Source organism: Nesterenkonia pannonica (genome assembly GCF_019575955.1).
Taxonomy (GTDB): Bacteria; Actinomycetota; Actinomycetes; order Actinomycetales; family Micrococcaceae; genus Nesterenkonia; species Nesterenkonia pannonica.
In genome coordinates this window covers 719471-746231 of record NZ_CP080575.1, presented here as the reverse complement: position 1 = coordinate 746231, position 26761 = coordinate 719471, and the positions used below count along the sequence as shown (strand labels likewise).

The following is a 26761-nucleotide window of genomic DNA, read 5'->3' as shown; positions in this document are numbered from 1 at the left end:
TCACCACGCTACGCCAGGCCCATGCCTGTGTGAAGCGGCCTGAGCCCACTTCGCCGCGCGCGAATTGCGCACACACTCGGAGCTGCCTTGCGAGTCCTGCGGCATGTCCCGGCCGCGCTGTAAAGTGCTGGATCATGAGCGATGCCCTGTTTGAGATCACTCCCGCCGCCGGTTCGTGGCACACGGGGCGGGTGGTCGGGTTCGACGTGGAGACCACGTCCCGGCACCCGGCCCAAGCGCGCATCGTCTCCGCTGCCCTGGCTGAGCTCGAGCCCGGCGCTGAGGCCGTCAAGATCCGCGAATGGCTGGTGGACCCAGGGGTCGAGATCCCCGCCGAGACCACCGAGATTCACGGAATCAGCACCGAATACGCCCAGGCAGAGGGCATGCCTGCTTACGAAGCTGTCCGACAGCTCGTCGTGGAGCTGGCCAAAGAGTTCGATGCCGGGGCCGCTGTGGTGGCGATGAACGCCCCTACGACTTCACCGTCCTCAAGCACGAGGCCGCTCGGCACGGCGTGGGCTTTCCGCTGCCCTTCCCCGTCATCGATCCGCTGGTGATCGATAAGCAGGTGGACAAGTTCCGCCGCGGCAAGCGCACCCTCGGAGACCTGTGCGGGGTGTACAAAGTGGTTCTCGACGCCGCCCACTCAGCGGCCGCCGACGCCGCAGCCGCCGTGGAGGTGGCCATGTGCCTGGCGAAGCAGTACCCGCAGCTTCAGGTCCCAGCTGCTCAGCTCCACCAGATGCAGGTCAGCTGGAAGGCGGAGCAGGCCGCCGACTTTCAGGAATGGCTGAGGCGGGCCAAGCCGGAAGCAGTCGTGGACCCTGCCTGGCCCGTGCAGCAGGAGGTGTCAGCCGCATGAGCAACTACCCGCACCTCAACGACGACGATGAGCGCCCCGAGGAGGACACGGGCAAAGGGCTGCCGGTGAGAATCATCATCCTCGCCGTTCTGGCATTCATCGGCCTCTACCTGCTGGTCAGCGGCTGGCTCGGCGACCGCGTCGACTACGGCCTGCTCGGCGCAGCCTCCGAACAGCTCAGCCTCCCGGCCCTTCGCTAGTAAGCCTGTGCGGCAGCCTTTGCCGCCGTGGGCAGCGCTTCCAGGATCCGATCGACAGCGGCCTCATCGTGGGCCGCGGACACGAACCATGCCTCGAAGACACTGGGCGGCAGGTACACCCCAGCATCCAGCATCGCGTGGAAGAACGGGCCGTAGCGGAAGGCCTCCTGCGCCCCAGCCTGTGCGTAGTTGCTCACACCGCTCTCCGAGGTCCCGAAAGCCACCGAGAACAGATTGCCCACCTTCTGCAGCGAGTGGTCCACCCCGGCCGCGGTCAGGGACGCAGTGAGTGCGTCAGCGACAGTCCGAGCCGTCTCGTCGAGATGCGCATAGACCGCAGCATCGGCGTTCTCCAGCGTGGCCGCCCCGGCAGCCATCGCCACTGGGTTACCGGACAGGGTGCCCGCGTGATAGACGGCCCGGTGGGCGCCAGGTGCTCCATCAGCTCGGCGCGGCCTGCCAGCGCCGCCGTCGGAAGACCTCCGCCGATGACCTTCCCGAAGGTGAACAGGTCGGGACCCACCCCTCGACACGGCCGGAGGCTCCCAATAGCTTACCTCCGTGATGCGGAAGCCGGTCATGACCTCATCGAAGATCATGAGGGCGCCGTGCTCCTGCGTGACCTCACGGATGAACGCGTTGAAGCCCTCATCGGGGGCACCACGCCCATGTTCGCGGGGTCGCCTCCGTGATCACCGCAGCGATGCTCTCGCCGTGCTCAGCGAAGACCTGCTCGAGGGCTCCCCGGTCGTTGTACTCGATGACGATCGTCTCGGAGGCCTGCGCCGAGGTCACTCCCGCAGATCCCGGCAGGCCCATGGTGGCCACGCCCGAACCTGCCGCGGCGAGCAGCCCGTCAGAGTGCCCGTGGTAGCAGTAAGCAAACTTGACCACGATGTTTCTGCCGGTGGCGCCACGGGCCAGCCGGACCGCCGTCATTGTGGCCTCCGTGCCCGTGGAGACGAACCGCACCCGCTCTGCGCCCGGCACCCTGTCCCGCACCAATGAGGCCAGCCGGGCCTCACCAGGGTGCGACGTGCCGAAGCCCAGGCCGGAGTCGACCGCCGACCGCACCGCCTCGATCACCGCAGGGTGCCTGTGCCCCAGAAGGGCAGGGCCCCACGACCCCACCAGGTCCACATAGGAGCTGCCCTCGGCGTCGGTCAGCCAGGCGCCATCGCCCGCGACCATGGACACCGGGGTGCCTCCCACGGACCCGTGGGCCCGCACCGGGAGCTCACCCCGCCGGGCATCAGCGTCTGCGCGGTCTCGAACAGCTCAGCGTTGGTCGTCATGGTGTCTCCTTGATCCATCGAGCCGCCTCAGCGGCGTAGTAGGTCAGCACAGCGTCGGCTCCTGCACGGCGGATGGCCATCAGCGACTCCATCGCCACCTGCTTCCGGTCGATCCACCCTTGGGCGGAGGCGGCCTCGATCATCGCGTACTCCCCGACACCTGATAGGCAGCAACGGGCACATCGGACGTCGCAGCGACATCGGCCAGTATGTCCAGGTAGGCGGAGGCAGGCTTGACCATCACCATGTCCGCGCCCTCGGCAAGGTCCAGTTCGACCTCCTTGAGCGCCTCCCGGCGGTTCGGGGCATCCATCTGATACTGCCTGCGATCTCCCTTGAGCTGGGAATCCACTGCTTCCCGGAAAGGTCCGTAGAAGCCGGACGCGTACTTCGCGGCGTAGGCGAGGATCGGCACGTGCTGGAAGCCGGCGTCGTCGAGAGCCTCCCGGATCACTGCCACCTGGCCGTCCATCATCCCTGACGGCGCCACGACGTCAGCACCCGCCCTGGCCTGCTCCACGCCCATCAGCGCGTAGATCTCCAGGGTGGCGTCGTTGTCCACATACCCAGTCTCATCCACGATGCCGCAGTGCCCGTGGTCGGTGAACTCATCCAGGCACAGGTCGCTCATCACCGGCAGCTCCTCCCCACGGCATTCTTCACAGCGCGGATCGAGCGGTTGAGGATGCCGTCGGGATCGGCGCCAAGCGCTGCCCTGCGGGTCCCGCGCGGAGGGAATGCCGAAGAGCATGATGCCGCCCAGGCCCAGGTCACGGGCCTCCCGCGCAGCATCCAGGAGGGTCGCCTCAGTGTGCTGGACGACGCCGGGCATCGAAATGATCGGCGACGGCTCCGAGAGGCCCTCCCGCACGAACATCGGAAGAATGAGGTCAGCGGGGTGCAGGCGCGTCTCGGCGACAAGCCGGCGAAGGGCAGGCGTCCGGCGCAGACGGCGGGGACGATCAGCGGGGAAAGGCATGGGCTCAGCCTAACGATTCGACCGCCGCGAGCACGCCTGCGGCGGTCGGCTCTGCGAGAACAGCATCCGCCGGTGCGCCCAGCTCGCGCAGACTCCGGGCGGTGGGCTCACCGATAGCCAGGACCGCCCGGGCGCTGAGACCACGGCGGACCCACTCGTGAGCCGCCGATGAGGCCGTGACCAGAACGACGTCCTCGGCTTCGGGCCGCCAGGGCAGAGGTCCCTGTACGGGGACCGTCTCGTAGGCGGGGGCCGAGACAACCTGCCAGCCCATGCTCAGAAGACCATCCGCAAGCAGCGGCCGGGCCTGGGCCGACTGCGGAAGGAAGATCCGATTCGCTGCGCCTAGCCTGCCCGAACTCGTCGAGGATTCCTTGTGCGCTGTGGAGCGCGGGCACCCATGGGCGGTCGATCTCCGTGAGCCGGGCCAGCGCCTGGGCAGTGCCGGGACCCACCGCACCCACTCGGGTGCCCGGGGACGGCGCCCGCCCACCCGGCCTCGAGGAGGAACCGAACAGTATTGCCTGAGGTCAGCAGCAGCCAGTCACATTCGCCGCGGCCAGGCGATCGATGCCCTCGGTGAGCCGACTCCCGTCCTCAGGGGCGCTTGGCGCGTGAGCGGCAGGTGGGTAGGCACGAGGCCCGCCTGTTCGAGCCCGTCCTCCAACGGCCCAGCACCGGACGCCGGTCGCGTCAGGACGATCCGGAGACTGCCCATCAGTAAGCCTCGTCGACATGTCGTCTCTGCAGAATGTCCGCAGCGTGCGGCGCCGCATCACCCATGCGCTGCTCCTCAGGTGTCGATGACGTGCTTCAGCAGGCCTCTGTCCTCGGCGAGGAGCGTCTCTGCGACGCGCGTGCCGAGCTTCGCAGCGGCGTCCATCCCGGCCTCCCGGGTCAGCCCCGCCTCCATGGTGATCTCCTCACCCGCGCGCTGGACGTCCGAGCCGTCCGGTGCGCAGACCACAGTGTCCAGGCGCAGGCGCACCCCACCGTCAGGCTCATCGACGCAGCGGCTCAGCCCACCAATAGGGGCGGAGCACCCAGCGTTCAGCCGGGCGAGCAGAGCCCGCTCCGCTGTGACCTCCAGGCGCGACGGGATGTCCTCCAGCTGCGCCAGCGCCATGCTCAGACCAGTCATGCCGCCGGCATCAGGGGCCCGCACCTCCACAGCCAGGGCGCCCTGCCCTGGCGCGGGGTCATGACCTCCGGGTCGATGAGCTCAGAGATGTAGTCCTCCAGGCCGAGTCGGCCCAGACCGGCGCTAAGCCAGCACCACGGCATCCAGGTCGCCGCGTGCAGCATCGGGAGCCTGCGAGGACGCCTCCGCCGCCTCTTCGAAGCCGCGGACCCGTGCAAGCCGGGTGCCCACATTGCCTCGGATGTCCACCACATTCAGGTCCGGACGCGCGGCCCGGAGCTGCGCAGCCCGGCGCGGGGAGCCGGTCCCGATCGTCGCGCCCTCGGGAAGCTCCTCCAGCATCATGCCCTCTGCTGCGCACAGGGCGTCGCGCACCTCTTCGCGCACCGGAACCGCCGCGATGGAGAGGCCCTCGAGGTCCTTGGACGGGAGGTCCTTCATGGAGTGGACGGCCACGTCGACGCGCTCATCGAAGAGGGCCTGCCGCAGGGCCGTCGCGAAGACTCCGGTCCCGCCCATCTGCGAGAGCGGACCGGTGAGCACATCGCCCTCGGACCTGATGGTGACGAGCTCGTACTCCTGACCGGCCAGATCCGACAGTGCGTCAGCGGTCGTGCCCGTCTGCTTCAGGGCAAGCCTCGACGCGCGGGTTCCCACGCGCAGTGCGGCACCGCTGGGGCTCATGCGGCCCCTTCGGAAGACGCAGCGAGCAGGATGATCACCGGAGCACCTCCAGCAGCTCTGCAGCGGAGCCCAGCCGACGCCCGGTGTAGAACGGGGTCTCGTCGCGCACGTGATAGCGGGTCTCCGACTCCCGGAGTAAGCGCATCATGTCCACCAGATCGCGAAGCTCCGGGGCCTCGAGCGCCAGGAGCCACTCCCAGTCGTTGAGGGCGAAGGCGCTCGTGGTGTTCGCCAGGACAGAGGGGAACTCCTGGCCCAGCTCGCCGTGCTCACGCAGCAGCGCGCCGCGCTTGGCCGGGTCCATGAGATACCAGTCGTATGAGCGGTTGAACGGGTAGACGCACAGCCACTCCTCAGCCTCGACGCCGCGCGCGAAGGTTAAGCACATGGCCGCGAGCGAACTCGGCAGTGCGGTGCACGCCCATCGCCGAGAACGCGATCTCGGTGCGCGCGAGCAGGTGGGTTCGGTGCAGAGCGCGCAGGGCGGCCTGGATGTTCTCCGCCTTGTGCCCCACCAGCCAGACCATCACGTCCGCGTCGGCGCGCATCCCGGAGACGTCGTAGACGCCCTGAAGCTCCACAGCGTCCTCGTCGCGGCCCAATCCCTTGCCCGCAAAGGAGCCGACCTCCGCGTCGAACTCCTTGACGTGCTTCTTCCGGGGCAGGAGCTGAGACGGCAGCCGTCCCTGCCCTGCCAGGGAGCCGCGCCAGGAGGCGCGCTTGAACACGGCATAGAGCGTGAACCAATCCTTGCCGGACGAGTTGACCTCTTCGGGAGTCCGCTGCGCATTGCGTCCGTAGCTCATAGGGGCGCCTCCTTCGGCACAGGCTTTTCTGAGTTATTCGCAATTCGTCATTCTAGCGGCTCTTCTACGTCACGTAGAAGAGATCCGCGCGATGTCCGTCGCCACTCTACGCGCGTGAGGGACGACGCGCGCCAGGCCTGTTCCGGCAAACCACGTTCCCGCCAGATGCAGCCGAGGACGGCCGCTCCCGGACATCCTGCCGCTGCGCCGCAGCGCGGCCTGCACCTCACGGAGCCGGGCCGCCTGGACGGCGCTTGTGCCCGGCAGCGCCCTCTGCCATCGCGCCACTCGGGCATCAAGGATCTGCTCCCCAGAGATCGGGCCTCCCACAAGATCCTGGCCGAAGAGGGTCACCACGTCCCGTCGCGCCAGTGCGATCAGCTCCTCGTCGGAGGAGCCCCGACCGGGGCCGTGCGGATCCTCGATGCGGCCGTAGGACAGTCGCACGGCGTGATGACCAGCTCCGAGCTGCGCGTCGAGCTCCTCCTTCGCCCACCCCCACTTGGCGGAGATGTGCGTCATGGCCTTCGCCGTGATGCCCTCCGCCTTGGGCGAGACGAGCATGCCTGTGCCGCGGGGCCTGGCATCGAGCTGAGGCGCGTTCAGCAGCAGCGTGACCAGGGCGACTCCTCGCGTAGCGTCATCGATGAGCCACGGAGGGAGTCCGCTTCCGCTGGACCGCGGGATCGTCGTGCCGAGGCCGCCGAACGCGGACGGCAGGGGAGGGAAGCTCAGCGCCCTCGACAGCAGGTCCGAGGCCTCCGGTGCGTCGAGGGCGATGACGATGTCTTCGCAGTCGGAGATCTCAGCAAGATCCTCGATGCGCCGACCGCGCTCGATCCTGACCCCTGCGGCGAGCAGCTGCCGCTCCAGCACGTCGACCAGGCCCCAGAGCCCTCCCTGAGGGACTGCACAGCGGACCCGGCCTTCGCCGCAGCCTCCTGCCGCCCCTTCTGCGCGCCCACGGCACGCGCCAGCGAGCCCTCCGTGAGCATCGTCTCGAACAGCCCGGGTGCGACCGTCCTCAGATCCAGGGCGTCCGGGCCCGCGGAGTAGACCCCAGCAGTGATGGGGGCCACCAGGGTGTCGGCGAGCGCATCGCCCATGCGATCCCTCACCACGGCTCCGACCGAGGGGCGGTCCTGTGCGGTCCACCTCATCGGTGCGTGCAGGTCCTGCGCCGCACGCTCGGCGGCTGCGTCTCCGATGAGGGCACGCACATCCTCAGCCTCAGGATCCGCGGGGATGCCGAGGATTCCGGCGAGCGGCAGAGGCCCGGCGGCGTGCGGGAGCTGCAGCCACGCGCCGACGGGGTGGGGGTCGGTCAGCAGGCTCTCCAGGCCGAGCTGCTCGACGAAGTCCCGCACCTCGGGCCCGCGGGTGGCGAACGCCTCGGCCCCGGCGTCCAGGGTCACGGAGCCGAACCGCAGAGGCGCCAGAGCCCCGCCCAGCCGGTCAGATGCTTCGAAGATCACGACGTCGCGCTCGGAGGTGCGCGCAAGCTCCCAGGCGGCCACCATTCCGGCGACCCCGCCCCCGACGACGGCGACGGTCACAGGGAGTGGATCAGCTCTACGACGCGGGTGAGGACCTCGGGGTCAGTCTCGGGAGGCACACCGTGCCCCAGGTTCAGCACGTGCCCGGCTGCGCCGGACCCTGCTTCGGCGACCGCACGCACATGGGCCTCGAGGACCTCCCAGGGCGCCGTCAGCAGCGCCGGGTCGATGTTCCCCTGCAGCGGGGTCTGGGCCCCGAGGCGACGAGTGGCCTCCGCCAGGTTCAGGCGATAGTCCACGCCGACCACGTCAGCTCCCGCCTCCTTCATCAGATCCAGGATCTCGCCGGTGCCGGTGCCGAAGTGCACCAGGGGCACACCCAGGTCCCTGACCTGCGAGAGGGCAGCCGTCGAATGCGGCATGACATGTTCGGCGTAGTCGGCTCGGCCCAGCGAGCCTGCCCAGGAGTCGAAGAGCTGAGCCGCGGAGGCTCCGGCCTTCACCTGGGCGCGCAGGAACGCGCCGGAGGCGGCTGCAGCCCACTCGGCGAGCGCCCTCCAGGTGTCCGGGTCGGCGTGCATCATGGTGCGCGGCCCCAGGTGGTCCCGTGAGGGCCCTCCACCATGTAGGCGGCGAGGGTGAACGGGGCCCCTGCGAATCCGATCAGCGGAGTGGAGCCCAGCTGGGCTGTGGTGAGCTGCACGGCCTCGACGATGGGAGCGAACGCGTCCTCATCCAGCTCCGGCAGCTTCGCCACATCTGCGGCTGTGCGCACCGGGCTCCCCAGGACAGGGCCCACGCCCGGCTGGATCTCCACGTCGATGCCTGCCAGGCGCAGCGGGATCACGATGTCGGAGAAGAAGATCGCCGCGTCGACGTCGTGCCGCCGGACCGGCTGCATCGTAATCTCTGAGGCCATCTCAGGGTCGAGGCACGCACCCAGCATGGTGGTGTTCTCGCGGAGCCTGCGGTACTCCGGGAGCGAACGTCCCGCCTGCCGCATGAACCACACCGGGCGGCGATGCGGAGCCGCCGTCTCACCGGCTGCGCTGCGACCGCCGCGGTACTGGTTGAGGAGCGGGAGTCTGCGGTGGCACCGGAGGCGAGCGGGTGGTTCTCAGGGAGGCCGGTCAGAGTCATGGCGCCCATTCTGCCAGTGCACGCTGGCCCCCGGCGCGCGTGCGCCCCTGAAGTGCCCCGGGAGATCGAGGAGTTAGACTGTAGGACGCCGTGGTTCTGTTCTCACTTGTCGCAACCCACTCCGACCTCGACCTCGAGACCGTCGGAACCCTCTCGTCAGGAGCGGCCGATGTCGCCGCTTCTGTATCTCTGCCTGCCGTCACCCTGGCCACGTGCAATCGTCTTGAGATCTACGCGGAGTCCCAGTCGGACACCCCGAAGGCATCGACGCATCCTGCCGCACCCTCATCGAGGCGGTCGCGGAGTCCTCCCAGCTGGACACGGAGACCGTCGCCCGAAGCTTCAAAGTGCTCGTGGACGACGACGCCGTCAGCCACCTCTTCGAAGTGGGAGCGGGCCTCGACTCCGCCGTCATCGGGGAGCGTGAGATCGCCGGGCAGGTCAGGCGCTCACTGACGGAGGCGCAGGAGGCCGGCACGGTCTCGGCCAATCTGACCAAGCTCTTCGAAACCGCCACCCGCACGGCCAAGGACGTGGGCGCCCGCACGGCGCTCGGAGCGCGCGGCCGCTCCATCGTCTCCGTGGCACTGGACATCGCCGGGGACATCCGCGGCGGATCGGACGCGTTCTATCCCGGCGCCAACGCACTGCTCATCGGCACCGGCGCCTACGCAGGGACGACGCTGGCCCAGCTCGCCGAGCGCGGCGTCCAGGACATCTCCGTGTTCTCCGGCTCCGGACGGGCCGAGGCCTTCCTCGCGGAGCGCGCGGTGCACCTTGCCGCCCGAGGAGGCTCCGCCCGTCACCTGCAGATGCACGAGCTGGCCCCACCCTGGTAAGCGCTGACGTCGTCATCGGAGCGTCCGGCGGAAACCGACGGATCACGGCAGGCGAGATCCGCAGCCTGGCTCAGCTGGAGCGCCGCCAGGCCGAGGGCCGCCCCCGCTGATCGTCATCGACCTTGCCCTCTCGCACGACTTCACCCCGGACGTGGCCGAGCTGCCCGGAGTGGAGCTCGTCACCCTGGAGTCGGTGAAGCTCGCAGCCCCCGACGAGACCTCCGCCTCGGTGGAGCAGGCCCGTGCGGTGGTGGCGGACTCGGTGCAGCAGTACCTCGCCGCCCGCAGGAGCGCACCGCAGACCAGGCCATCGTCGCTCTGCGCAAGCACACACAGTCCCTCTTCGACGACGAGATGGAGAAGGTGCGCAAGCAGCACGGCTGCACGGCCGCCGCCGAAGAGGTGGAGTTCGCCGCCCGACGGATCGTGCGGAAGCTCCTGCACACCCCCACAGTGCGCGCCCGCGAGCTGGCCTCCGAGGGGCGGACGAACGAATACGTCGCCGCCCTCGAAGCACTCTTCGGCCTCGCGGTGGACCCCGGAGGAGTCCCAGCGCACAGCGCCCGCCAGGCGTCGCCGCGTGGAGGACTTCTCCGCGGCCGAGCTCGCCCAGATGGCCTCCTACCTGCAGCAGGTCCCCGAGGGCGGCTTCTGCCGATTCCACAGGCCCGGAGAGTTCTCCGTGGACCGCCTGCCTGAGCTCGGCCTGCTGCGCCGCACAGCCTGACCCGCTGGGCCCTGGTCTTCCGGGCGCCCCAGCCGCCGGCGTCCGCGAGCTTCCTCACACCGGCCTCTGCATCCAGCAAGCATCCAGGATTCTTTCACCCGGTGCCGACCTCGGTCTCCTAGCGTTCCCCACAGTTCACATACGTCACAACGAAAGGTGGATCGCATGCAGCTCTCCGAGATTCGCGGCATCTACGAGGCCGAAGGCCCCTTCGCCACCGTCTACCTGCAGGCTCAGCCCGCATCCGCAGAGGCCGAGCACGAGGTGCGCCTGCGCTGGGACTCGCTGCGCGGACAGCTCGAGGATGCCGGCGCCCATGACGAGGCGATCGAGGCCCTCGACGACGCCATCATGACCGAGAACATCACGGCCGTTCAGACCGAAGGCCGTGTGCTGGTCGCCAACCGCGACGGCCTGCTGCTGGAGCGGGACTTCGACTCCACCCGCGACGGCGGCGACTACGCCATCCTCGGCGAACCCGCCGCCCTGGGCGACTACATCCGCCAGCGGGCCCGCTCCGTGCGCGCACTGGTCGTCATCACCGACCAGGAGAAGGCAGTGCTTCGCCGCGAGGTCTTCACCTCCGAGGAAGTCCTTGCCGCCGCTCCCGAGACGCAGGTCGAGGGCTCAGCCACCGAGAGCGTCAACAAGCCCCGCGAGGGTGCTGAGCACCACCGCAGAATGCAGCAGCGGGCCGAAGAGGCAGCCGCGCTGAACATCCGCGACATCACCGAGCGGGTCGCCAAGGCCGCCTCGGCCTGGAACCCCGACGTCGTCGTCGTGGTAGGCGAGGTCCAAGGCCGCAAGCTCCTGCTGGATGAGCTCCCGAACGACCTTCAGTCCATCGCCCGCGAGGTCGAAGCTGGAGGCGGCATCCCGTCGGACTCCGCGGATGAGGGCGTTGAGAACTCGCTGTACGAGAGCCTCGGCCGCATGGCCCGTGAGATCACCCTGGAGCGTGCCCGTGAGGTCACGGAGCGCTACAAGGAGAACAAGGGCAACGGTCAGGCCGTCGAAGGATACGACGAGATCATGAAGGCCGTGCAGCTGGGAGCAGTCGACACCATCCTGCTGCGCTACGACGCACCGGCCGAGAACGAGGACACTCTGCTGGCCGCAGCGGCCAGTGTGGACGCCTCGGCCGCCCTGGTGGGGGCCAGCGTGACGGACAACGTCGCTGCCATCCTCCGCTACCAGGCACCGACCGACCAGATCGACTGATTCGCACGCACGCCTGATAGAGCAGACGCAGAGAGCGGGACCGGTCCCAATGGCCGGTCCCGCTCTCTGCGTCTGTCAGAGCTCCACGGTTCTCCGAGCCGCCTCCACGGTCGACGGGCCGTAGCTCCCGCCGAACAGCAGCCAATGCGTGGCCAGGTAGAACAGCTGGTGCGCGGGGACCCGCTCCTGCCAGCCGTCGGTGAGCGGCCAGGCATCCTGGTAGGACTCGAGCACCGTGTCCAGGTGCGGAAGCCCGAACAGCGACAGCATCGCGAGGTCCGCCTCCCGGTGTCCCGCATGCGCGGCGGGGTCGATGAGTACGACTCCCTCTGCGCTCCAGATGACGTTTCCAGCCCACAGGTCACCATGAATCCGTGAGGCTCCTCGAAGTCCAGCTCGCCTGAGGCGATCCGGTTCCGCGCCTTGGCCAGAAAGGCAGCGTCCTCCATGCTGATGCTGGCGCTCAGCCGCTCCAGCACCGGATCGAGCCGCTCCCTGGCGTGGAAGACGCCCCAGGATTCGTACGCATCGGCACCCACTTCGAACAGGGCGTCAGCCGGACCGAACAGCGGAGGCACGCCCCGGGTGCTCCGTCGGAAGCTCGCCGAATTCGGCCTCCGCTAACAGGGACCCATGCATGCGGGCCAGCGCCTGCCCGAACGCTGCGGCAGCCTGTGAGGAGGGCCCGTCCGCCGAAACGGTCTCTATGACCAGGCGGCCGTGCTCCGCTGCGATCACCTCCGCGATGCGGGGCCCGCCCTGGGCCTCCGCCTCCTTCAGCCAGCGCAGGCCGGCTGCCTCCACATGTGCGGCCTCAGGCGGCTCAGCGCTCTTGGTGAAGCTCATGCCGGATCAGAGACCTTCGGGGCGCGGACGCAGGCGGTCATGAGGAACGCCCAGGTTCCCGGCGATCGTCCAGTCCGGGTGCTCATTGCCGTTGACATGGGCGGCCGTCGCATGGGCGTGCCCGCCTCCTCGGCGATCACGGCGGCCGCAGCCCAGTCGTGCTCCTGAATGCCGTACTCCGCGTAGGCGTCCATGGTCCCTTCTGCGACCATGCAGATGTCCAGGGCGGCCGCACCCAGCCGACGCATATTGCCGAACTGGGCCAGCATGTCCGTCACCGCTGCGGCCTGCTCCTCGCGCCGCTCCGCGTCGTATGCGAAGCCGCTGGCCAGCAGACCCGCCGACAGCTCCCCGCTGGGGCCGTGCATGCGCACCGGCTCGGAGGTGTAGGACGCCGTCCAGGCGCCCTGACCTGCGGAGGCCCACCACATCTTCTGCAGGGCGGGGGCGTCCACGACCCCGACGATCCACGCCCCGTCAGGCGCCTGAAGCCCCACGGAGGTGCCGTAGTAGGCGATGCCGCGGACAAAGTTGGTGGTCCCGTCGAGCGGGTCGATGGACCAGCGGTAGCCGGACGGGTCCGCCACCTCGGTGGTGCCGTACTCCTCGCCCGAGATGACGTCATGGGGCCGGTAGGAGGTGATCACATTCCGCACAGCGTCCTCGGCCTTCTTGTCGAAGTCCGTCACGAAGTCGGCCGCTGAGGTCTTGATCTCCAGGCCGGAGTTCTCCGCGGTGAGAGGAATTCCCGCCGGAGCTGTCTGTGCCCGCCCGGCGAGCACATCCGCTCCAGCACGGGCGGCCTCGCCTGCGATCTTCAGCAGCTCGTTCAGCGTGCTCAGGTCAGTGCTCATGCGCTTTCCTCCAGTCCTTGGGGACCCTGCTTCAGCAGAATCTCAAATTGGTCCTCATCCAGGACGGGCACACCCAGCTGCTCCGCCTTGGCAAGCTTCGAACCGGCGGAGCCGCTTACCACCACATAGTGGGTCTTCTTCGACACCGAGCCTGAGGCGCGGCCCCTCGGGCGAGGATCGCCTCCTTGGACTCGTCCCGGGAGAACCGCTCGAGCGAGCCGGTCACCACGACGGTGAGCCCTCGAGGGTGCGAGGCATGGACTCGTCGATCTCATCCTCCATCCGCACCCCCGCGGCGGCCCAGGCGTCGACCAGGCGGCAGTGCCAGTCCACGTCGAACCAGTCGCGAATGGAGGAGGCGATGATCGGGCCCACACCGTCGATCCCTGCCAGCTCCTCCTGGCTGGCAGCGCGGATCTTCTCCATCGAACCGTAGGCGTTGGCAAGAGCCCGCGACGCCGTGGGCCCCACGTGCCGGATGGAGAGGGCCACCAGGACCCTCCACAGGGGCTGCTCCTTGGCCTTCTGGAGCTCGCTGAACAGGGTGTTGGTGTTCTCGCGGGGCTTGGAGGGCTGACTGACCTCACCGCTCCCTCCGTACTGCGGCTTCGTCCAGAAGTAGAGCACCGGGGCGTAGCGCCCCGTCGGCTCGAACTTCCCGCTCTGCGAGGACTTCTCCAGCACCTCACGCCACCGGTAGACCCCTTCAGAGCCTCCGGGGTCAGGTCGAAGAGGCCAGCCTCATTGCGCAGCACCGGAGTCTGCGGCAGAGGCTCACCCTCATCGTCGAACTCCACCGGAGCTCCGGACTCCGCCGTCTTCTCCCGGTGGATCAGCTGCGCCGGGGACGCACATCCTCAGGATCCGGGTTGGTCAGCGCAAGTCCCGACTCCTCGCCCAGGGCCTCGATGTCCAGTGCGCCGCGGAGCCGACGTGGATGACCCGCTCAGCCAGCTGCGCAGGACACGTCTCGGCATTGGGGCACCGGTAGTCCACGTCGCCCTCTTTGGTAGGCGCCAGCGAAGCGCCGCAGGCAGGGCAGAGCTCCGGGAACACGAACTCGCGCAGCAGACCCTGCGCCTCGCGGCGCTCACGCTCGGCCTAAGCACGGGACCCAGGACCTCAGGGATGACGTCGCCAGCTTTGCGGACGGTGACCCGATCACCGATGCGGACATCCTTGAGCTTCACGACCTCCTGGTTGTGCAGCGTGGCCTTCTCCACGGTGGAGTAACCACCTTCACCGGCTCGAGCATGGCGAACGGAGTCACCCTGCCCGTCCGGCCCACGTGCACTCGGATGTCCAGCAGCTCCGTGGACGCCTCCTCCGGCGGGTACTTGTACGCCGCCGCCCAGCGCGGCACCCGAGAGGTGTGCCCCAGTGCCCGCTGACCCTCGAACCCGTCGACTTTGATCACGACGCCGTCGATCTCGTGGAGCAGGCTGTGCCGGTTGGCCTCGTGCTCGTGGAGGTATGCCTCGAGCTCCTCGAAGGTCTCAAGGACCTTCGTGTAGGGCGAGACAGGGAGGCCCCACTCGGCGAGCTGGTCGTAGGCCTCATGCTGACTGTCCAGGGAGAGGCCTGAGCGGGCGCCCAGGCCGTGGACGAACATCGACAGGGGCCGTTCGGCCGTCTTGGCGGGATCCTTCTGCCGCAGCGAGCCTGCGGCGGCGTTGCGGGGTTGGCGAACTCCTTCTCGGAGGCCTCCCGAAGCTTTTCGTTCAGGGCGGCGAACTCCTGGGTGGGCATGAAGATCTCCCCGCGGACCTCGAGTTCCTCAGGGTGCCCCTCGCCCGTGAGCCGCTGCGGGATGTCGTCGATGGTGAGCACATTGTGGGTGACGTCCTCACCCGTTGTTCCGTCACCGCGGGTGGCGGCGCGCACCAGCTCCCCGCGGCGGTACACCAGGCTGACGGCCAAGCCATCGATCTTGACCTCCGCCAGCCAGCGAGGCTGCTCGTCCGGACGCATGCGAGCCAGCGACGCCACGGCCCGGTCGTACCAGACCCGAAGCTCCTCCAGCGAGAACAGGTCCTCCAGGGAGTACATCCTCTGCAGGTGCTGCACCGGAGCGAACGCTGAGGACGGCGCACCGCCCACCTGCTGGGTGGGCGAGTCCGCGGAGATCAGCTCAGGATGCTCAGCCTCAAGCTGGCGGAGCCGATGGACGAGCTCGTCGTAGTCGGCGTCCGGGATCTGCGGTGCATCCTCGACGTGGTAGGCCACCTGGTGGGCGCTGACCTGCTCGGTGAGCTGGGCGTACTCCTCACGCAGGTCCTGGCCGGGAGGCTGTTCGGCGTCGCCGTGCTCTTCAGTCACCCGGGTCATTCTAGTGCTTCACCCCGACGGCGCGCGGGAGCAGCCAGGCCTATGCGACTCCGTAGGCGAGCAGGCCGTCTGCCCACTCCTCGATCGCTTACCAATCCCGATAATCCGCGTCGGAGGGCTGCTTGGCCACCTTCAGCTGGAGCTTCTCGAAGAACGACAGGGTCTCCTCGGTGATCGCGCCGCGGAAGTAGGTCACCTCCCGCGTGGGAAAGCGGCGCAGCTCGGCAGTGAGCTCCGGGGCGAGCCGCGGACCGCCGCCCACCGCGAAGATGAACAGAGGCTTGCCCTGCAGCTCCGTCCGATGCGCGTCCAGGAACAGCGGCCCTCGCTGAGGAACTTCTGCCGGTACACGGGGAAGCCGACGATCACGTTGTCGGACTCGTAGAGCCACGCTCCGGCCTCGCCCACGTCCTTCACGTGGGCGGCCACGCCCGGGCAGAAAGCGTCGAGGCGATGCGCTCGCCGATCTCAGCCGTCGAGCCATGCTTGCTCGCCACCACGACCATAGTCGTCATCGTCTTCTCAGCCTTTCGCCGGGTCCGGGTGCTGAACCCAGCCTAATCGACGCGGGCGCGCCCGGCTCACTTGACTCCGCGCAGGTCAAGCTCCAGGTGCGACTCCCCGCCTTCGCCCAGGACGACGGGGATGCCCCAGTCCTGCTGGTACAGGTGGCAGGCGGCATGCATCGGGATGTCCTCGCCGGGCGCGCCGTCGCATGCGGCGGCGCGCGCTGTGATGTGCAGGACGCCTTCGACGACCTCCGGGTTCAGCCGCAGCGTGCGGCGGAGCCCTCCGAATTGCCGCCGCCGTCGGTGATGAGCTCAGGCGGCGTCGATGAGATCTTCAGCTGCGTGGGGTCCCCCACCGGTCATCCAGCTTCTGTCCCGCCGGCGCGCTGAACCCGATCTGGAGGTCGAACTCGCTGGCTGCGACCTGCGTCGCGGGCCGCTGAGTCTGCGCAGCCCCTCATCGACCGTGAGGTAGTGCTCCGGCACGGCCACCCGCACCAGCTGGTGGGCATTCGTCTCGACAACCAGCAGGCTCGTCCCGTCAGCGTCGACCATCACGTCGCTGGGCTCCTTCAGGCCCCGCGCCACCGTGGAGACCTCTGCGGGCAGCTGCTGACCATCGGCGGCGGTGCGGGCCGGGGCGTAGCGCCTGATGGCACCGTTGTACGTGTCTGCGATCAGCACGGACCCATCCGGCAGGGCGGTGACTCCGAGGGTGCTGCAGGCGCGCCTGCGAGGGATCCCCGTCGCGGAAGCCGAAGTCGAAGAGCCCCTCCCCACCAGCGTCTCGGTGATGGGTTCATCGGGGCTGGCTGCCGCGCGCATCACCCGCAGGCTGGAGGTCTCGGAGTCCGCGAGCCAGATGTCGCCCGCGGCATCGACCGCCAGCCCGGAGGTCTGGGCGAACCAGGCCTCCTCGGGGGCGCCGTCCGTCAGGCCCTCCAGACCGGTGCCCGCCCAGAGGACAGCTCGCCGGAGATCGGCTCGTAGGTGAAGATCTGATGGGTGCCCGCCATCGCGACGACCACTCGCTGGAGCTTCTCGGACCACACCACGTCCCAGGGTGAGGACAGCGACACGTGCGCCGGGGCAGTGCCCGTCTCGCCGTAAACCAGCGGGCCGACCGACTCAGCCTGGTTCTCCTTGGCCCGGTCGCCGTCGATCAGACGCTGCACACCGCCGTTTACCAGCGTGAGGATCTCACCGGTGGCTGTGCTCAGGGCTCGCAGACGATGGTTGACGGTGTCGGCGACCAGCACGTCGTATCCGACCTGCTCCGCCACCGCGGCGGGCAGTACGGCAAGCCCCTGAGGCTCGTTCAGGCGGGCACTCTCGGCAGGTCCGTCCAGGTGGCCGCGCTCGCCCGAGCCCCAGGCTCGAACCACGGTCTGGAGATCATCCTCGAGCTCGACGATTCTGTGGTGGCCGGTGTCCGCGACCAGGAAGCGTCCCTCGCCCCCGGGGACTCCACCGCCTTGCTCGGGAAGCGGAGGGTGCGCGAAACCGGCTCGGGGGCACATAGACCCCTGTCCCCGGTGCAGGGTGCCCTTGGCCTCGTGCTCGGCGACCAGCTCCTCCACCAGGGACGTCAGACCGGCCACGTGGCCCTCGCCCGCGAGGTTCGCGGCGATGTAGCCCTCGGGGTCGATGACGACGAGGGTGGGCCATGCGCGCGCCGAGTAGGCCTGCCAGGTGGTCAGCTCGGGGTCGTCGAGCACCGGGTGCTCGATCTCGTAGCGCTCCACCGCGGCGGCGAGCGCGTCGGGGTCAGCCTCATGCTCGAACTTGGGCGAGTGCACGCCGACCGTGACGAGGACGTCGTGGAAGGCCTCCTCCAGCGGCCGCAGCTCGTCGAGGACGTGGAGGCAGTTGATGCAGCAGAAGGTCCAGAAGTCGAGGATGACGATCTTCCCACGCAGGTCCTCCAGGGAGACCTGCTCCCCGCCGGTGTTCAGCCAGCCTCGGCCGACCAGCTCCGAGGCGCGGATACGGGTGCGCGGCATGGTGCGCTCTGCTGCAGTCTCAGTCATAGTCGTTCCCAACTCCGGTGGTGCGGTGCGCATTCCTCATCGGCGCGCGTCGTGCTCGGCCATCTCTTCGAAGACTCGGTTGTACGCCTCAAGGTCGGCGTCGCCCGTGCGGTCGGCCTCCCGGTCGACGCGCTTCATTTCGCGGGTGTCGTCCTTGGCCCATTGGATGCAGGCGATGACGCCCAGGACCACGGCAGGAATCTCACCCAGTCCCCACATCAGCTCCGCGCCGTTGTGCTGGTCCTGGATGGCGGGGAACCAGCCGTGGCCCATATTGCCGAACCAGCTGGCCTCGATGAGCTGCTCGGCCTGCATCAGGGCGATGGCGAAGAACGCGTGGAACACCATGGTGGCCAGCAGAATGATGACCCGGACGAAGTGGGGCGGCCGCTGGGGCAGCGGGTCCCGCCCGATGAGGACGAGCGCGAAGATGTACCCGGTGATCAGGAAGTGCGCCACCATCAGGACGTGCCCCAGGTGGTATTCGAGGGCGAAGCCGAAGATCGGCGTGTAGTAGAAGACGATGATGGAGTAAGCGAAGTTCACGCAGGCGACGATCGGGTGCGTCACGAACCGGGACCACCGCGAGTGCACGAGCCACAGGATCCATTCCCTGGGGCCGCGGGAGCCGTCCGTGCGGGAGGTCAGCGCACGCATCGCAAGCGTCACCGGTGAGCCGAGGACCAGGAAGATGGGCACCACCATGGTCAGCGTCATGTGCTGGATCATGTGCCCGGAGAACAGCACCATTCCGTACACCGCGGGCCCTCCGGAGGTGACCCAGAGCAGCACCCCCAAGCCTGTCAGCCAGGACACGGTCCGCATCACAGGCCAGGCGATGCCGCGTCGGCGCACGCGCAGGAAGGCCCGCACATACCAGACGGCGAGGAGCAGAACGACGGCGGTCCAGAGCCAGTCGATGCGCCACAGGGTGAAGTACTCGGCCAGTCCGGGCTCCGGAGGCAGGTCGTAGCCGGTCAGCGTGCGAGCCGCTGAGGCGTCGTCCGGCAGCTCCTCGGGCACCGGCGGGGAGGTGCGGCCCAGCACTGCAGAGACGGCCACGACCGCGGCCATCAGGGCGACCTCGACGAGGATGAGCTGCCACAGCAGGCGGCTGGTGCCGTAGGAGGTGACAGGCTGCCCGCTTCCGCCGGCACCCGCTCCTCGGGAGTCCCCGGCCAGCCGCGGGATGATCCAGGACCTGTGGGCCCAGCCGATGAGCGCAAGAGCGAGGGTGAGCACCGTCTTGGCCACCAGCATCAGGCCGTAGGGGTGCTGAAGAGGTCCGCCAGCCCGAAGACGCGCAGATCGGCGTTGATGACCCCGGAGACCGCCACCAGCACCAGAGCGATGCTTACCAGCCCCGAGTACCGGCGCAGGACAGTGCCCAGCAGCTCGGCACCGCCCTGATCCCGGGCGGACAGCGTGAGGGCGCTTCTGCGCAGCTCAGGAGCCAGCAGCGCGAGGACCACGACTCCCCGACCCAGATCACCACACCCACAAGGTGCAGCAGCAGCGAGTTCACCGCGGCGATGTGATCATCGCCGGAGGCCGAGTGGCCCACCATCGCCATGGGGATCAGAGCGCACAGTCCCAGCAGTGCGACGAAGCCCAGGCCTGCCGGTTGGCGCACCGCCGTGACCAGTGTGGAGAAGAGCCCCGCCAGGATGACGATGCCCAGCCACGCCTGGCCGGTGGCGATGTTGGTGGCGTAGTCGAAGAAGCCTGCGGAGAACTCATCCTCGGCGGTGACGGCCATGCTTACCAGCGAGGAGAAGGAGAGCACGAGCACCGCGATCGCCGCGACCGTCCAGACGATCGAGGCGACGGTCGCTATCTGCAGAGTTCTGGAGTAGAGCGGGTGCTCCGGCGCCCTCCGGGCCGCGGGATCTGCGCTGCTGGCGGCTGCGGGGCCCGGTGCGAGGCGGCACGGCCACGGCGGCGAGGAGGGCTGCGGAGACTGCCGCGGCCATTGCGATGTGGTGGACGTACCGCGCGATGGGAAGACCCCAGCGCGTAGCGGCACCGGGGTCCTGGATGCGGTAGGCCTCGCCGAGGCCTGTGAGCATTCCGGTCGCAGCAAGGACGAGCAGGCCGAGGCAGAGGGCCGCCGCGGTGAGGGGCAGCGGGGCTGCCCAGAGCTTCGGCTCAGTCCTCGCGGTCATGTCCGGTGCCGTGGTCGTTCCCCTCGGTGTCCTCTTCGGCCTGGTGCCACTGCTCGTTGGTCCGAATCTTCTTCCACATGGTCAGCAGCACGACCACCATGAACGCGAATGCACCCGCAGCGAAGAGGATGGGCGCCCACGTGGGGCTGTCCGGCTGTGCGTTCGCTGCCGCGGAGGCGTGAAGAGCTGCGAGGTGCATGGTGAGAATTCTACCGGCCCCGGACGCAGAAGAGCCCGTGACGATCTTCACGTCACGGGCTCTTCTGCACCCTCCTCAGCACGGCTGAGGGGCACGCTCGGGCGGATCACTTGCCGGAGGCGGCAGCCTTCAGCTTGGAGCCATGGAGAGCTTGACGGAGTATCCGGCCGGGATCTCGATGCTCTCACCGGTCTGGGGTTGCGGCCGGTGCGGGCGGCGCGCTCAGTGCGCTCCACGGACAGCCAGCCGGGGACGGAGACCTTGGAGCCGTTGGAGACCTCTTCGGAGAAGACCTCGAAGACGGCGTCGAGCACACCGTTGACGGCGGCCTGGGAGTTGCCGGACTTCTCAGCGACGGCGGCGACGAGCTCGCTGCGGTTAAGTGCCATGGTGATTGTCCTCCTGGACTTGTTCCTCAATAGGTCCTGTGGACCGCCGAATTCCGCATGATTCCGCGGATCTCGGCCCAGCGGGCTGTCAGAACGGCAACTTACCACCACCGCCTGAGCCTGCAAGCCCGAAACGCGCTGGTGCGGCGATTCGGCGGGCTTTTCCGCTCCGAGCTGAGTGATTCCGACACTTTCAGGGCAAAGAAGAAGGGACCCTCCCTCGGGAGGATCCCTTCTGAACGGCTGCTCGCCTAAGCGGTCACCAGGAGGACTTGGTGATGCCGGGGAGCTCGCCGTTGTGAGCCATGTTGCGGAAGCGGATGCGGCTGATGCCGAACTTCCGGAACGTGCCGCGGGGCGGCCGTCGATGCTGTCGCGGTCGCGGACGCGGACGGGGCTTGAGTCGCGGGAAGCTTCTGCAGACCCACGCGTGCGGCCTCACGCTCTTCGTCGGAGGCGTTGGGGTCAATCAGGGTCTTCTTCAGCTGGGCGCGCTTCTCGGCATAGCGCTCAACGATGACCTTGCGCTGTTCGTTCTTTGCGATCTTGGACTTCTTGGCCATGATCAGCGCTCCTCTCGGAAGTCGACGTGCTTGCGGACGACCGGGTCATACTTCTTGAGCACAATGCGGTCAGGGTTGTTGCGGCGGTTTTTGCGGGTCACGTAGGTGAACCCTGTGCCTACCGTCGACTTCAGCTTGATGATCGGACGTACGTCCTTGTCCTTTGCCATTAGAGCTTCTCACCCTTCGCAAGCAGGTCGGCGACGACGGCGTCGATCCCGCGCACGTCGATGGTCTTGATCCCCTTGGTGGAGATGTTCAGAGTCACCTTCCGTCCGAGGGAGGGGACCCAGTAGGTCTTCTTCTGGATATTCGGGTCGAACCGGCGCTTGGTGCGGCGGTGCGAGTGCGAGATCTGGTTGCCGAACTGCGGCACCACTCCCGTCACCTGGCAACGTGCTGCCATGATCACTCCTTGAGCTGATGAGTACGTAGATGCTGTTTTTCGGTCCGCGGTGCGAACCGCTTCACTGGCACCGGTACGAGCGACCAGGCTGGGTGAGATCCAACCGAAGCTGCCTGCGGACGCGCGGAGACCACGCGGACGGTGCAAAATTTTGGCGCCTGAGCTGCTTTCCGGGCGCTGAACCCCGCGAAGGGGCACAGCACAGCCAAGCGGACAACGACTCATACTACGCGGGAAGCCGACCGGCTGCAAAGCCGCTACGCGCCGCCCTCACGAGGAGGGCGGGGCACGCTGAGCGCCAGCGACGCCACGGCCGCAGCGCCCACCGCAGCCAGCACCACGTACATCAGCTCCCAGCTTCCCAGCAGCTGAGCTCCCCACGCACCGGCGGCGGGCGCGACCGCGATGGCCAGCATGACCGGGGCGTTGAACACCCCGGAGAGCCGTCCGTAGGCCCGCGGCCCCCAGCGATCCGTCACAGCCGTCGCCTTCAGCAGGGTGGACAGCCCCCGACCCACGCCTGCCCCGACTGAGACGATCACCAGCCACACCGCATTCGAGGCATCGAGGGCAAGAAGCCCCGTGGCCACTGCCGTGACGCCGTAGATCAGCACGGTCCGGGCGCGCACGCTCATGCCTCGCTCCATCGCCCAGTAGAACAGCCGCCCCAGCACCTGGTAGGCGCCTCCCAGCCCCAGCACCCACGCGGCGAGCGTCGAGGAGACCCCTCGGTCGATGAGCATGGGCACGAGATTGATCATCGCCGCGAACATCGACAGCGCCCCAGCGTCATGCCGACGGTCATCAGCACGTACGACGGGGAGCGCATCACGGCCCGCGCGTACTGCTGGTCGGTCTCGTCCGCTCCCTCGGCCGATGATGCGCTCTGGTCCGAGGGCCACGCGCGGTTCAGGACGACGGCGTGCAGCGGCAGGGTGATCAGGGCGTAGATTCCGGCGAGCACCAGATAGACGTGCTGCCAGGGAAGGCTTCCGCGAGCGCCTCCGTCACCGGAGCGAAGACCGTGGAGGCCAGCCCGCCGATGAGCGTGATGACGGTCAGGGCGAACACCCGCCGATGTCCGTACCACCTCGTCACGGCCGCAAACGCCGGAGGATAGAGAGTGCCTGCCATGCCGACCCCGGCGAGCAGCCAGCCGACCACGAAGACGGGGTAGTTGGGGGCCGCGGCGATGATGACCAGAGCAGCGGTTCCCGCGACGGAGCCCGCAGTCATCACAAGGCGCGGTCCGCGCCGGTCCAGCAGCCTGCCTGCGGGGATCCCCAGCAGAGCCGACACGACGAGCCCGGCGGAGTATGCGGCGGTCGTCTGCGCCACAGTCCATCCGGTGTCCTCTGCGATGCGCGCCGAGAGCACGGGGAAGGCGTAGTAGAGCGTGCCCCACGCGGTGATCTGTGTGATGCACAGGCCGGTGAGGACCGCCCTCAGCGAAGGGCGCACGGAGCCCCGCCTGCCGTCTGCCCGGCTCCTGGGAGCCTGCCCATGGGGTCAGGCTCTGGGCCGGGCGAAGCTGCTGCCCTCCAGCTGCTCGTAGGCGGCTGCGGCCCGCAGCACTGCGGCGTCCTGGTTGCGCGCGCCGACGAACTGCAGTCCCACCGGCAGGCCGTTGTCGGCCACTCCGCAGGGCACCGAGACGGCGGGCTGCTGCGTCATGTTGAACGGGTAGGTGTAGGGGTCCAGGAGGTCCACAGGTCCGAGGACCAGCCCTGGGGGACTGCTTACTGCAGTCGAAGGAGGTGATCGGCATGGTGGGAGTCACGAGCAGGTCGTACTTCTGGTGAAAGGCGCCCATCTGCACGCCCATGTTCATGCGCACCTGCACCGCCTGCAGGTAGTCGCGGGCGGTGGCGTCCTGATACTTTTCGATTCCTTCCCGCAGGCCCGGATCGATCTTCTCCATGGCGTCGTCGTCATAGGCCTCGAGGACCTTGCTGGCACCGGTGAACCAGAGCACGTGGAACGGCTCCACCGGGTCCTCGAAGCCGGGGTCCACCTCCTCGACGATCGCACCGCCCTCCTCCAGTGTCTTCACGGCATCCCGGACCAGGCGGTCCACCTCAGGGTCGTTGGTGCCGAACCCGAGGTCAGCGCTGAAGGCGATGCGCAGCCCCTTCAGATCGCCCTCGAGGCTCTGCACGAACGAGGTGTGCGGCGTCGGCAGCGAGGACCAGTCCCGAGGGTCGTACCCGAGATGACATCGAGAAGGAGCGCAGTGTCGGTGACGGTCCGGGTCATCGGACCGGCGTGCGCGAGGGTGCCGAAGGGCGAGGACGGGTACATCGGGATGAGGCCGTAGGTGGGCTTGAGCGCCACCGTCCCGGTGAAGGAGGCCGGGATTCGGACGGAGCCGCCGCCGTCGGTGCCCACCGACCACGGACCCATGCTTACGCCCACCGCTGCCGCCGACCCGCCGGAGGAGCCGCCTGCGTGGGTGGACGCGTCCCAGGGGTTGGATGTGGCGCCGAACCGACTGCAGTCCGTCACGCCCTTCCACGCGAATTCCGGGGTGGCGGTCTTCCCCAGGAGGACCGCGCCGGTCTCACGCAGGCGCGCCACGCAGGGAGCGTCCCACTCCCAGGGACCTGCCTCATCGATGAGGGTGGTGCCGCGCAGGGTGGGCCACCCTTTGGTGCCGAAGATGTCTTTGATGCTGGTGGGCACCCCGTCGCCGGGGCCGAGCGTCTCCCCGATCGCCATCGGGCGGCGGACTCCTGCGCCGAGGCCAGTGCGGACTCCCTGTCCACCAGGACGAAGGCGTTGAGGTCGTCGTCCCGCTCCTCGATGCGGGTCAGGGCCGCCTCCGCTGCGTCGACAGGTGTGAACTGTCCCGACGCATAGCCGTCGAGCAGCTCCGCTGCGGTCAGGTCTGCCAAATCGGTCATGGGGCCTCCTCGATCACGGTGTCGCCGAACACGTTCTGCGGTCAGTGTGCCACGCGGCGCGCCTGTGCCCCGCCACGGACACAGACCAGTCACCGGGGCTGGGGCACGTAGCCCTTCTCCTTGTCCACCACGTTGTTCAGCGACTGACCCTCGAGCCACCTTTCGGCGTTGTCGAGGAACTGCTCTGCGAGGGTCTCCTGCCACCCCACCACGTCGCCTGACATGTGCGCGCTGATGAGCACGTTCTCCATCTCCCAGAGCGGCGAGGACTCAGGCAGCGGCTCGGTCTCGAACACGTCGAGCGAGGCGAAGCCCACAGGCCCCTGCCGCAGCGCGTCAGCCAGTGCGGCCTCATCCACCGACTGGCCGCGGCCGATGTTCACAAAGTGGGCCCCAGGCTTCATGGCGCTCAGGACGCCGCGGCCGATCAGCCCGTGCGTCTGCGGGGTCAGAGGCGCAGCGTTGACGAGGATGTCCGCGTCGCCGACGTGCTCCTCGAGGCTCTCTGAGAGCACCACCTCGCCGAAGTCCGGGTCGCCCTGGCGGGCTCTCCGGCCTGCGCCGCGCACCTCGATGCCCACAGCCTTCAGCAGACGAGCCGTCTCGCGTCCGATCGCGCCGGTGCCGACCACGATCGCTGAGAGCCCCTGCACCCGACGCGTCTCACGGTGCTTCCAGACCTTCTGCGACTTGTACTCGTAGCCGCGGCGAAGTCCTTGGCCTCGGCCAGAACTGCCCCGAGCACCCACTCTGCGATGGGCCGGTCGAACGTGCCCTGAGCGTTGGTGACCGTCACCTCGGATGCGGCGAGCTCGTCGAAGATCAGCTTGTCCACTCCTGCTGCCGCCACGTGGATCCAGGACAGTCGGTCCGCCTGCGGCCATGCGTCCTGCACAGCCTCCGAGAAGAAGTCCCAGAGGAAGAGCGCATCTGCGCCGCGGACTGCCTCAGACAGGCCCTCGGGGCCGGTGAGCCGGATGTCGGCCCGCCCCTCGAGGCGCTCCAGACCAGGGGCACAGCCATCGGCCCTGAGGCGTCGGCGGGGTGCAGGACTGTGATCACAGGAAGCTCTGCCATGAAAGCAACCTACCAGCGACCCGGTGCGGACCCGAGGGGCCCGGGGCGGCCCAGAAGGGGGAGACTTTGCCGAGGGCGTGGCCTACGCTGGCGATCATGGAGTTCAGACACCTCGGCAATTCCGGCCTGAAGATCTCAGAGATCACCTACGGCAACTGGCTGACCCACGGGTCCCAGGTGGAGAACGAAGTGGCCGCGCAGTGCGTGCACGCCGCCCTCGACGCAGGGATCACCACCTTCGACACGGCGGACGTGTATGCCAACACCATCGCCGAACAGGTTCTCGGCGATGCTCTGAAGGGCCAGCGGCGGGAATCCCTGGAGATCCTCACCAAGGTCTACTTCCCCACCGGCCCCAAGGGCCCGAACGACACCGGCCTGAGCCGAAAGCACATCATGGAGTCGATCAGCGGTTCGCTGAAGCGGCTCGGCACCGACTACGTGGACCTCTATCAGGCGCACCGGTTCGACTACGCCACACCGCTGGAGGAGACCATGCAGGCCTTCGCCGACGTGGTGCGCCAGGGCAAGGCGCTCTACATCGGCGTCAGCGAGTGGACTGCGGAGCAGATCAGGCTACCATGCACTGGCCGAGGATCTGGGCATCCAGCTCATCAGCAGCCAGCCGCAGTACAACATGCTCTGGAGGGTGATCGAGGAGGAGGTCGTTCCAGCCTCCGAGGAGCTGGGGGTCAGCCAGATCGTCTGGTCTCCCATTGCCCAGGGCGTCCTCACCGGCAAGTACAAGCCCGGGGAGCCGTATCCGGAGGGGTCCAGGGCAGCCCACGAGGAATCCGGACACTTCGTCGAGAAGTACCTCAACGACGAGGTCCTGCGCGCCGTCCAGCAGCTGCGCCCCATCGCCGAGGACCAGGGTCTGACGATGGCCCAGCTGGCCATCGCGTGGGTCCTGAACCGGCCCAACGTGGCCTCAGCGCTCGTCGGCGCCTCGCGGCCCGAGCAGATCGCCTCGAACGCGGCCGCCGCAGGTGTGACGCTGCCCGCAGAGACCATCTCAGCGATCGAGGAAGCCGTGGGGCACCTGGCCCAGACCGACCCGTCGCTGACTGCGTCCCCTCCGGAGCGTCTCGCGTGATAC

Annotated in this window: 24 protein-coding genes and 13 pseudogenes; 7 read left to right on the top strand and 30 right to left on the bottom strand. The window is 68.4% G+C overall.

What is annotated here, in order from left to right:
* Window positions 1-131: 131 nt before the first annotated feature.
* Both K0H76_RS05695 and K0H76_RS05690 read left to right on the top strand, forming a co-directional pair.
* Window positions 132-865 (top strand): annotated as a pseudogene (locus K0H76_RS05695) (exonuclease domain-containing protein).
* Window positions 862-1065, top strand: a complete 204-nt coding sequence (locus K0H76_RS05690) for a hypothetical protein (protein ID WP_258934764.1) — start codon at window positions 862-864, stop codon at window positions 1063-1065. Before K0H76_RS05695 ends, K0H76_RS05690 begins: the two are co-directional and overlap by 4 nt.
* On the opposite strand, the pseudogene K0H76_RS05685 reads toward K0H76_RS05690, so the two are convergent.
* The 8 genes and pseudogenes from K0H76_RS05685 to hemE all read right to left on the bottom strand — a co-directional run bounded on the left by K0H76_RS05685 (window position 1062) and on the right by hemE (window position 8606).
* Window positions 1062-2360 (bottom strand): annotated as a pseudogene (locus K0H76_RS05685) (glutamate-1-semialdehyde 2,1-aminomutase). The gene K0H76_RS05690 and the pseudogene K0H76_RS05685 sit on opposite strands and share 4 nt — an antisense overlap.
* Window positions 2357-3339 (bottom strand): annotated as a pseudogene (gene hemB, locus K0H76_RS05680) (porphobilinogen synthase). The pseudogenes K0H76_RS05685 and hemB overlap by 4 nt, the downstream one beginning before the upstream one ends.
* A gap of 4 nt (window positions 3340-3343) precedes the next feature.
* Window positions 3344-3799 carry a uroporphyrinogen-III synthase gene (locus K0H76_RS05675; protein WP_258934763.1) on the bottom strand — a complete coding sequence of 152 codons (456 nt, stop codon included), beginning with the start codon at window positions 3797-3799 and terminating at the stop codon, window positions 3344-3346.
* Window positions 3800-4132: 333 nt separating this feature from the next.
* A pseudogene (gene hemC, locus K0H76_RS05670) lies at window positions 4133-5164 on the bottom strand (hydroxymethylbilane synthase).
* Window positions 5165-5198: 34 nt separating this feature from the next.
* A pseudogene (locus tag K0H76_RS05665) lies at window positions 5199-5970 on the bottom strand (chlorite dismutase family protein).
* Between the two features lie 69 nt (window positions 5971-6039).
* Complete coding sequence (locus K0H76_RS05660; RefSeq protein ID WP_258935344.1) at window positions 6040-6492, bottom strand: FAD-dependent oxidoreductase; 453 nt, start codon at window positions 6490-6492, stop codon at window positions 6040-6042.
* Between the two features lie 209 nt (window positions 6493-6701).
* Window positions 6702-7526 carry an FAD-dependent oxidoreductase gene (locus K0H76_RS05655; RefSeq protein ID WP_258934762.1) on the bottom strand — a complete coding sequence of 275 codons (825 nt, stop codon included), beginning with the start codon at window positions 7524-7526 and terminating at the stop codon, window positions 6702-6704.
* A pseudogene (gene hemE, locus K0H76_RS05650) lies at window positions 7523-8606 on the bottom strand (uroporphyrinogen decarboxylase). The gene K0H76_RS05655 and the pseudogene hemE overlap by 4 nt, the downstream one beginning before the upstream one ends.
* Window positions 8607-8696: 90 nt before the next feature.
* On the opposite strand from hemE, the pseudogene K0H76_RS05645 reads away from it, so the two are divergent.
* A pseudogene (locus tag K0H76_RS05645) lies at window positions 8697-8801 on the top strand (hypothetical protein); the annotation flags it as partial.
* A gap of 35 nt (window positions 8802-8836) precedes the next feature.
* Here the strand turns inward: K0H76_RS05645 and K0H76_RS05640 are convergent.
* Window positions 8837-8983 (bottom strand): hypothetical protein, encoded by a 147-nt coding sequence (locus K0H76_RS05640; protein WP_258935528.1) that lies wholly within the window; start codon window positions 8981-8983, stop codon window positions 8837-8839.
* On the opposite strand from K0H76_RS05640, the gene K0H76_RS05635 reads away from it, so the two are divergent.
* The 3 genes from K0H76_RS05635 to K0H76_RS05625 all read left to right on the top strand — a co-directional run bounded on the left by K0H76_RS05635 (window position 8921) and on the right by K0H76_RS05625 (window position 11393).
* On the top strand, window positions 8921-9445 hold the full coding sequence (locus K0H76_RS05635) for a hypothetical protein (protein WP_258935343.1): 525 nt from the start codon (window positions 8921-8923) through the stop codon (window positions 9443-9445). The genes K0H76_RS05640 and K0H76_RS05635 overlap by 63 nt on opposite strands.
* Before the next feature lie 318 nt (window positions 9446-9763).
* Window positions 9764-10144 carry a hypothetical protein gene (locus tag K0H76_RS05630; protein ID WP_258935342.1) on the top strand — a complete coding sequence of 127 codons (381 nt, stop codon included), beginning with the start codon at window positions 9764-9766 and terminating at the stop codon, window positions 10142-10144.
* Window positions 10145-10337: 193 nt separating this feature from the next.
* On the top strand, window positions 10338-11393 hold the full coding sequence (locus K0H76_RS05625; protein WP_258934761.1) for a hypothetical protein: 1056 nt from the start codon (window positions 10338-10340) through the stop codon (window positions 11391-11393).
* Window positions 11394-11468: 75 nt separating this feature from the next.
* Here the strand turns inward: K0H76_RS05625 and K0H76_RS05620 are convergent, their stop codons facing one another.
* From K0H76_RS05620 to K0H76_RS05520, 21 genes and pseudogenes are all read right to left on the bottom strand, one after another.
* Window positions 11469-11735, bottom strand: a complete 267-nt coding sequence (locus tag K0H76_RS05620; RefSeq protein WP_258935341.1) for a fructosamine kinase family protein — start codon at window positions 11733-11735, stop codon at window positions 11469-11471.
* Between the two features lie 210 nt (window positions 11736-11945).
* On the bottom strand, window positions 11946-12239 hold the full coding sequence (locus tag K0H76_RS05615; protein WP_258934760.1) for a hypothetical protein: 294 nt from the start codon (window positions 12237-12239) through the stop codon (window positions 11946-11948).
* On the bottom strand, window positions 12236-13093 hold the full coding sequence (locus K0H76_RS05610) for an inositol monophosphatase (protein ID WP_258934759.1): 858 nt from the start codon (window positions 13091-13093) through the stop codon (window positions 12236-12238). The genes K0H76_RS05615 and K0H76_RS05610 overlap by 4 nt, the downstream gene beginning before the upstream one ends.
* Window positions 13090-15421: pseudogene (ligA, locus tag K0H76_RS05605) on the bottom strand (NAD-dependent DNA ligase LigA). Before ligA ends, K0H76_RS05610 begins: the two are co-directional and overlap by 4 nt.
* Before the next feature lie 88 nt (window positions 15422-15509).
* Window positions 15510-15812, bottom strand: a complete 303-nt coding sequence (locus K0H76_RS05600; RefSeq protein ID WP_258934758.1) for a flavodoxin domain-containing protein — start codon at window positions 15810-15812, stop codon at window positions 15510-15512.
* Between the two features lie 190 nt (window positions 15813-16002).
* Window positions 16003-17933: pseudogene (locus tag K0H76_RS05595) on the bottom strand (NHL domain-containing thioredoxin family protein).
* A 63-nt stretch (window positions 17934-17996) separates the two neighbouring features.
* Complete coding sequence (locus tag K0H76_RS05590) at window positions 17997-19220, bottom strand: cytochrome c oxidase assembly protein (RefSeq protein WP_258934757.1); 1224 nt, start codon at window positions 19218-19220, stop codon at window positions 17997-17999.
* 94 nt (window positions 19221-19314) lie between these two features.
* On the bottom strand, window positions 19315-19746 hold the full coding sequence (locus K0H76_RS05585) for a hypothetical protein (RefSeq protein WP_258934756.1): 432 nt from the start codon (window positions 19744-19746) through the stop codon (window positions 19315-19317).
* Window positions 19697-20125, bottom strand: a complete 429-nt coding sequence (locus tag K0H76_RS05580; RefSeq protein ID WP_258934755.1) for a hypothetical protein — start codon at window positions 20123-20125, stop codon at window positions 19697-19699. Before K0H76_RS05580 ends, K0H76_RS05585 begins: the two co-directional genes overlap by 50 nt.
* Complete coding sequence (locus K0H76_RS05575; RefSeq protein ID WP_146339865.1) at window positions 20109-20324, bottom strand: hypothetical protein; 216 nt, start codon at window positions 20322-20324, stop codon at window positions 20109-20111. Before K0H76_RS05575 ends, K0H76_RS05580 begins: the two co-directional genes overlap by 17 nt.
* Window positions 20325-20430: 106 nt before the next feature.
* A pseudogene (locus tag K0H76_RS05570) lies at window positions 20431-20713 on the bottom strand (HU family DNA-binding protein).
* A 259-nt stretch (window positions 20714-20972) separates the two neighbouring features.
* Window positions 20973-21276, bottom strand: a pseudogene (gene rpsN, locus K0H76_RS05565) (30S ribosomal protein S14).
* 2 nt (window positions 21277-21278) lie between these two features.
* A complete protein-coding gene (rpmG, locus tag K0H76_RS05560) occupies window positions 21279-21446 on the bottom strand; it encodes a 50S ribosomal protein L33 (protein WP_258934754.1) in 168 nt (55 codons plus the stop codon).
* Window positions 21446-21682, bottom strand: a complete 237-nt coding sequence (gene rpmB, locus K0H76_RS05555; protein WP_146339871.1) for a 50S ribosomal protein L28 — start codon at window positions 21680-21682, stop codon at window positions 21446-21448. Before rpmB ends, rpmG begins: the two co-directional genes overlap by 1 nt.
* A gap of 257 nt (window positions 21683-21939) precedes the next feature.
* Window positions 21940-22443, bottom strand: a complete 504-nt coding sequence (locus K0H76_RS05550) for an MFS transporter (RefSeq protein ID WP_258934753.1) — start codon at window positions 22441-22443, stop codon at window positions 21940-21942.
* Window positions 22440-22646: a hypothetical protein gene (locus K0H76_RS05545; RefSeq protein WP_258935527.1), complete on the bottom strand. Its 207-nt coding sequence runs from the start codon at window positions 22644-22646 to the stop codon at window positions 22440-22442. Before K0H76_RS05545 ends, K0H76_RS05550 begins: the two co-directional genes overlap by 4 nt.
* Window positions 22622-23143, bottom strand: a complete 522-nt coding sequence (locus K0H76_RS05540; protein ID WP_258934752.1) for an MFS transporter — start codon at window positions 23141-23143, stop codon at window positions 22622-22624. Before K0H76_RS05540 ends, K0H76_RS05545 begins: the two co-directional genes overlap by 25 nt.
* Before the next feature lie 48 nt (window positions 23144-23191).
* The gene (locus tag K0H76_RS05535; protein ID WP_258934751.1) at window positions 23192-23392 is read right to left on the bottom strand and encodes an amidase family protein; all 201 of its coding nucleotides are present in this window, start codon (window positions 23390-23392) and stop codon (window positions 23192-23194) included.
* Between the two features lie 82 nt (window positions 23393-23474).
* A pseudogene (locus tag K0H76_RS05530) lies at window positions 23475-24400 on the bottom strand (amidase family protein); the annotation flags it as partial.
* Between the two features lie 274 nt (window positions 24401-24674).
* Entirely contained in the window at window positions 24675-25238 is a 564-nt protein-coding gene (locus tag K0H76_RS05525) for a D-2-hydroxyacid dehydrogenase (RefSeq protein WP_258934750.1), read from the bottom strand.
* The gene (locus tag K0H76_RS05520) at window positions 25172-25540 is read right to left on the bottom strand and encodes a hypothetical protein (RefSeq protein WP_258935340.1); all 369 of its coding nucleotides are present in this window, start codon (window positions 25538-25540) and stop codon (window positions 25172-25174) included. The genes K0H76_RS05525 and K0H76_RS05520 overlap by 67 nt, the downstream gene beginning before the upstream one ends.
* A 218-nt stretch (window positions 25541-25758) precedes the next feature.
* Between K0H76_RS05520 and K0H76_RS05515 the strand changes: the two are divergent.
* A pseudogene (locus K0H76_RS05515) lies at window positions 25759-26758 on the top strand (aldo/keto reductase family protein).
* Window positions 26759-26761 lie beyond the last annotated feature (3 nt).

What these genes read in the sequence shown, in the direction of transcription:
- K0H76_RS05610 (WP_258934759.1), bottom strand. Translation starts at nt 13,093, where the DNA reads ATGAGCACTGACCTGAGCACGCTGAACGAGCTGCTGAAGATCGCAGGC.
- K0H76_RS05690 (WP_258934764.1), top strand. Translation starts at nt 862, where the DNA reads ATGAGCAACTACCCGCACCTCAACGACGACGATGAGCGCCCCGAGGAG.
- K0H76_RS05575 (WP_146339865.1), bottom strand. Translation starts at nt 20,324, where the DNA reads ATGCACCTCGCAGCTCTTCACGCCTCCGCGGCAGCGAACGCACAGCCG.
- K0H76_RS05615 (WP_258934760.1), bottom strand. Translation starts at nt 12,239, where the DNA reads ATGAGCTTCACCAAGAGCGCTGAGCCGCCTGAGGCCGCACATGTGGAG.
- K0H76_RS05625 (WP_258934761.1), top strand. Translation starts at nt 10,338, where the DNA reads ATGCAGCTCTCCGAGATTCGCGGCATCTACGAGGCCGAAGGCCCCTTC.
- K0H76_RS05580 (WP_258934755.1), bottom strand. Translation starts at nt 20,125, where the DNA reads ATGACCGCGAGGACTGAGCCGAAGCTCTGGGCAGCCCCGCTGCCCCTC.
- K0H76_RS05550 (WP_258934753.1), bottom strand. Translation starts at nt 22,443, where the DNA reads ATGATCAATCTCGTGCCCATGCTCATCGACCGAGGGGTCTCCTCGACG.
- rpmB (WP_146339871.1), bottom strand. Translation starts at nt 21,682, where the DNA reads ATGGCAGCACGTTGCCAGGTGACGGGAGTGGTGCCGCAGTTCGGCAAC.
- rpmG (WP_258934754.1), bottom strand. Translation starts at nt 21,446, where the DNA reads ATGGCAAAGGACAAGGACGTACGTCCGATCATCAAGCTGAAGTCGACG.
- K0H76_RS05660 (WP_258935344.1), bottom strand. Translation starts at nt 6,492, where the DNA reads ATGACGCACATCTCCGCCAAGTGGGGGTGGGCGAAGGAGGAGCTCGAC.
- K0H76_RS05590 (WP_258934757.1), bottom strand. Translation starts at nt 19,220, where the DNA reads ATGCTGGTGGCCAAGACGGTGCTCACCCTCGCTCTTGCGCTCATCGGC.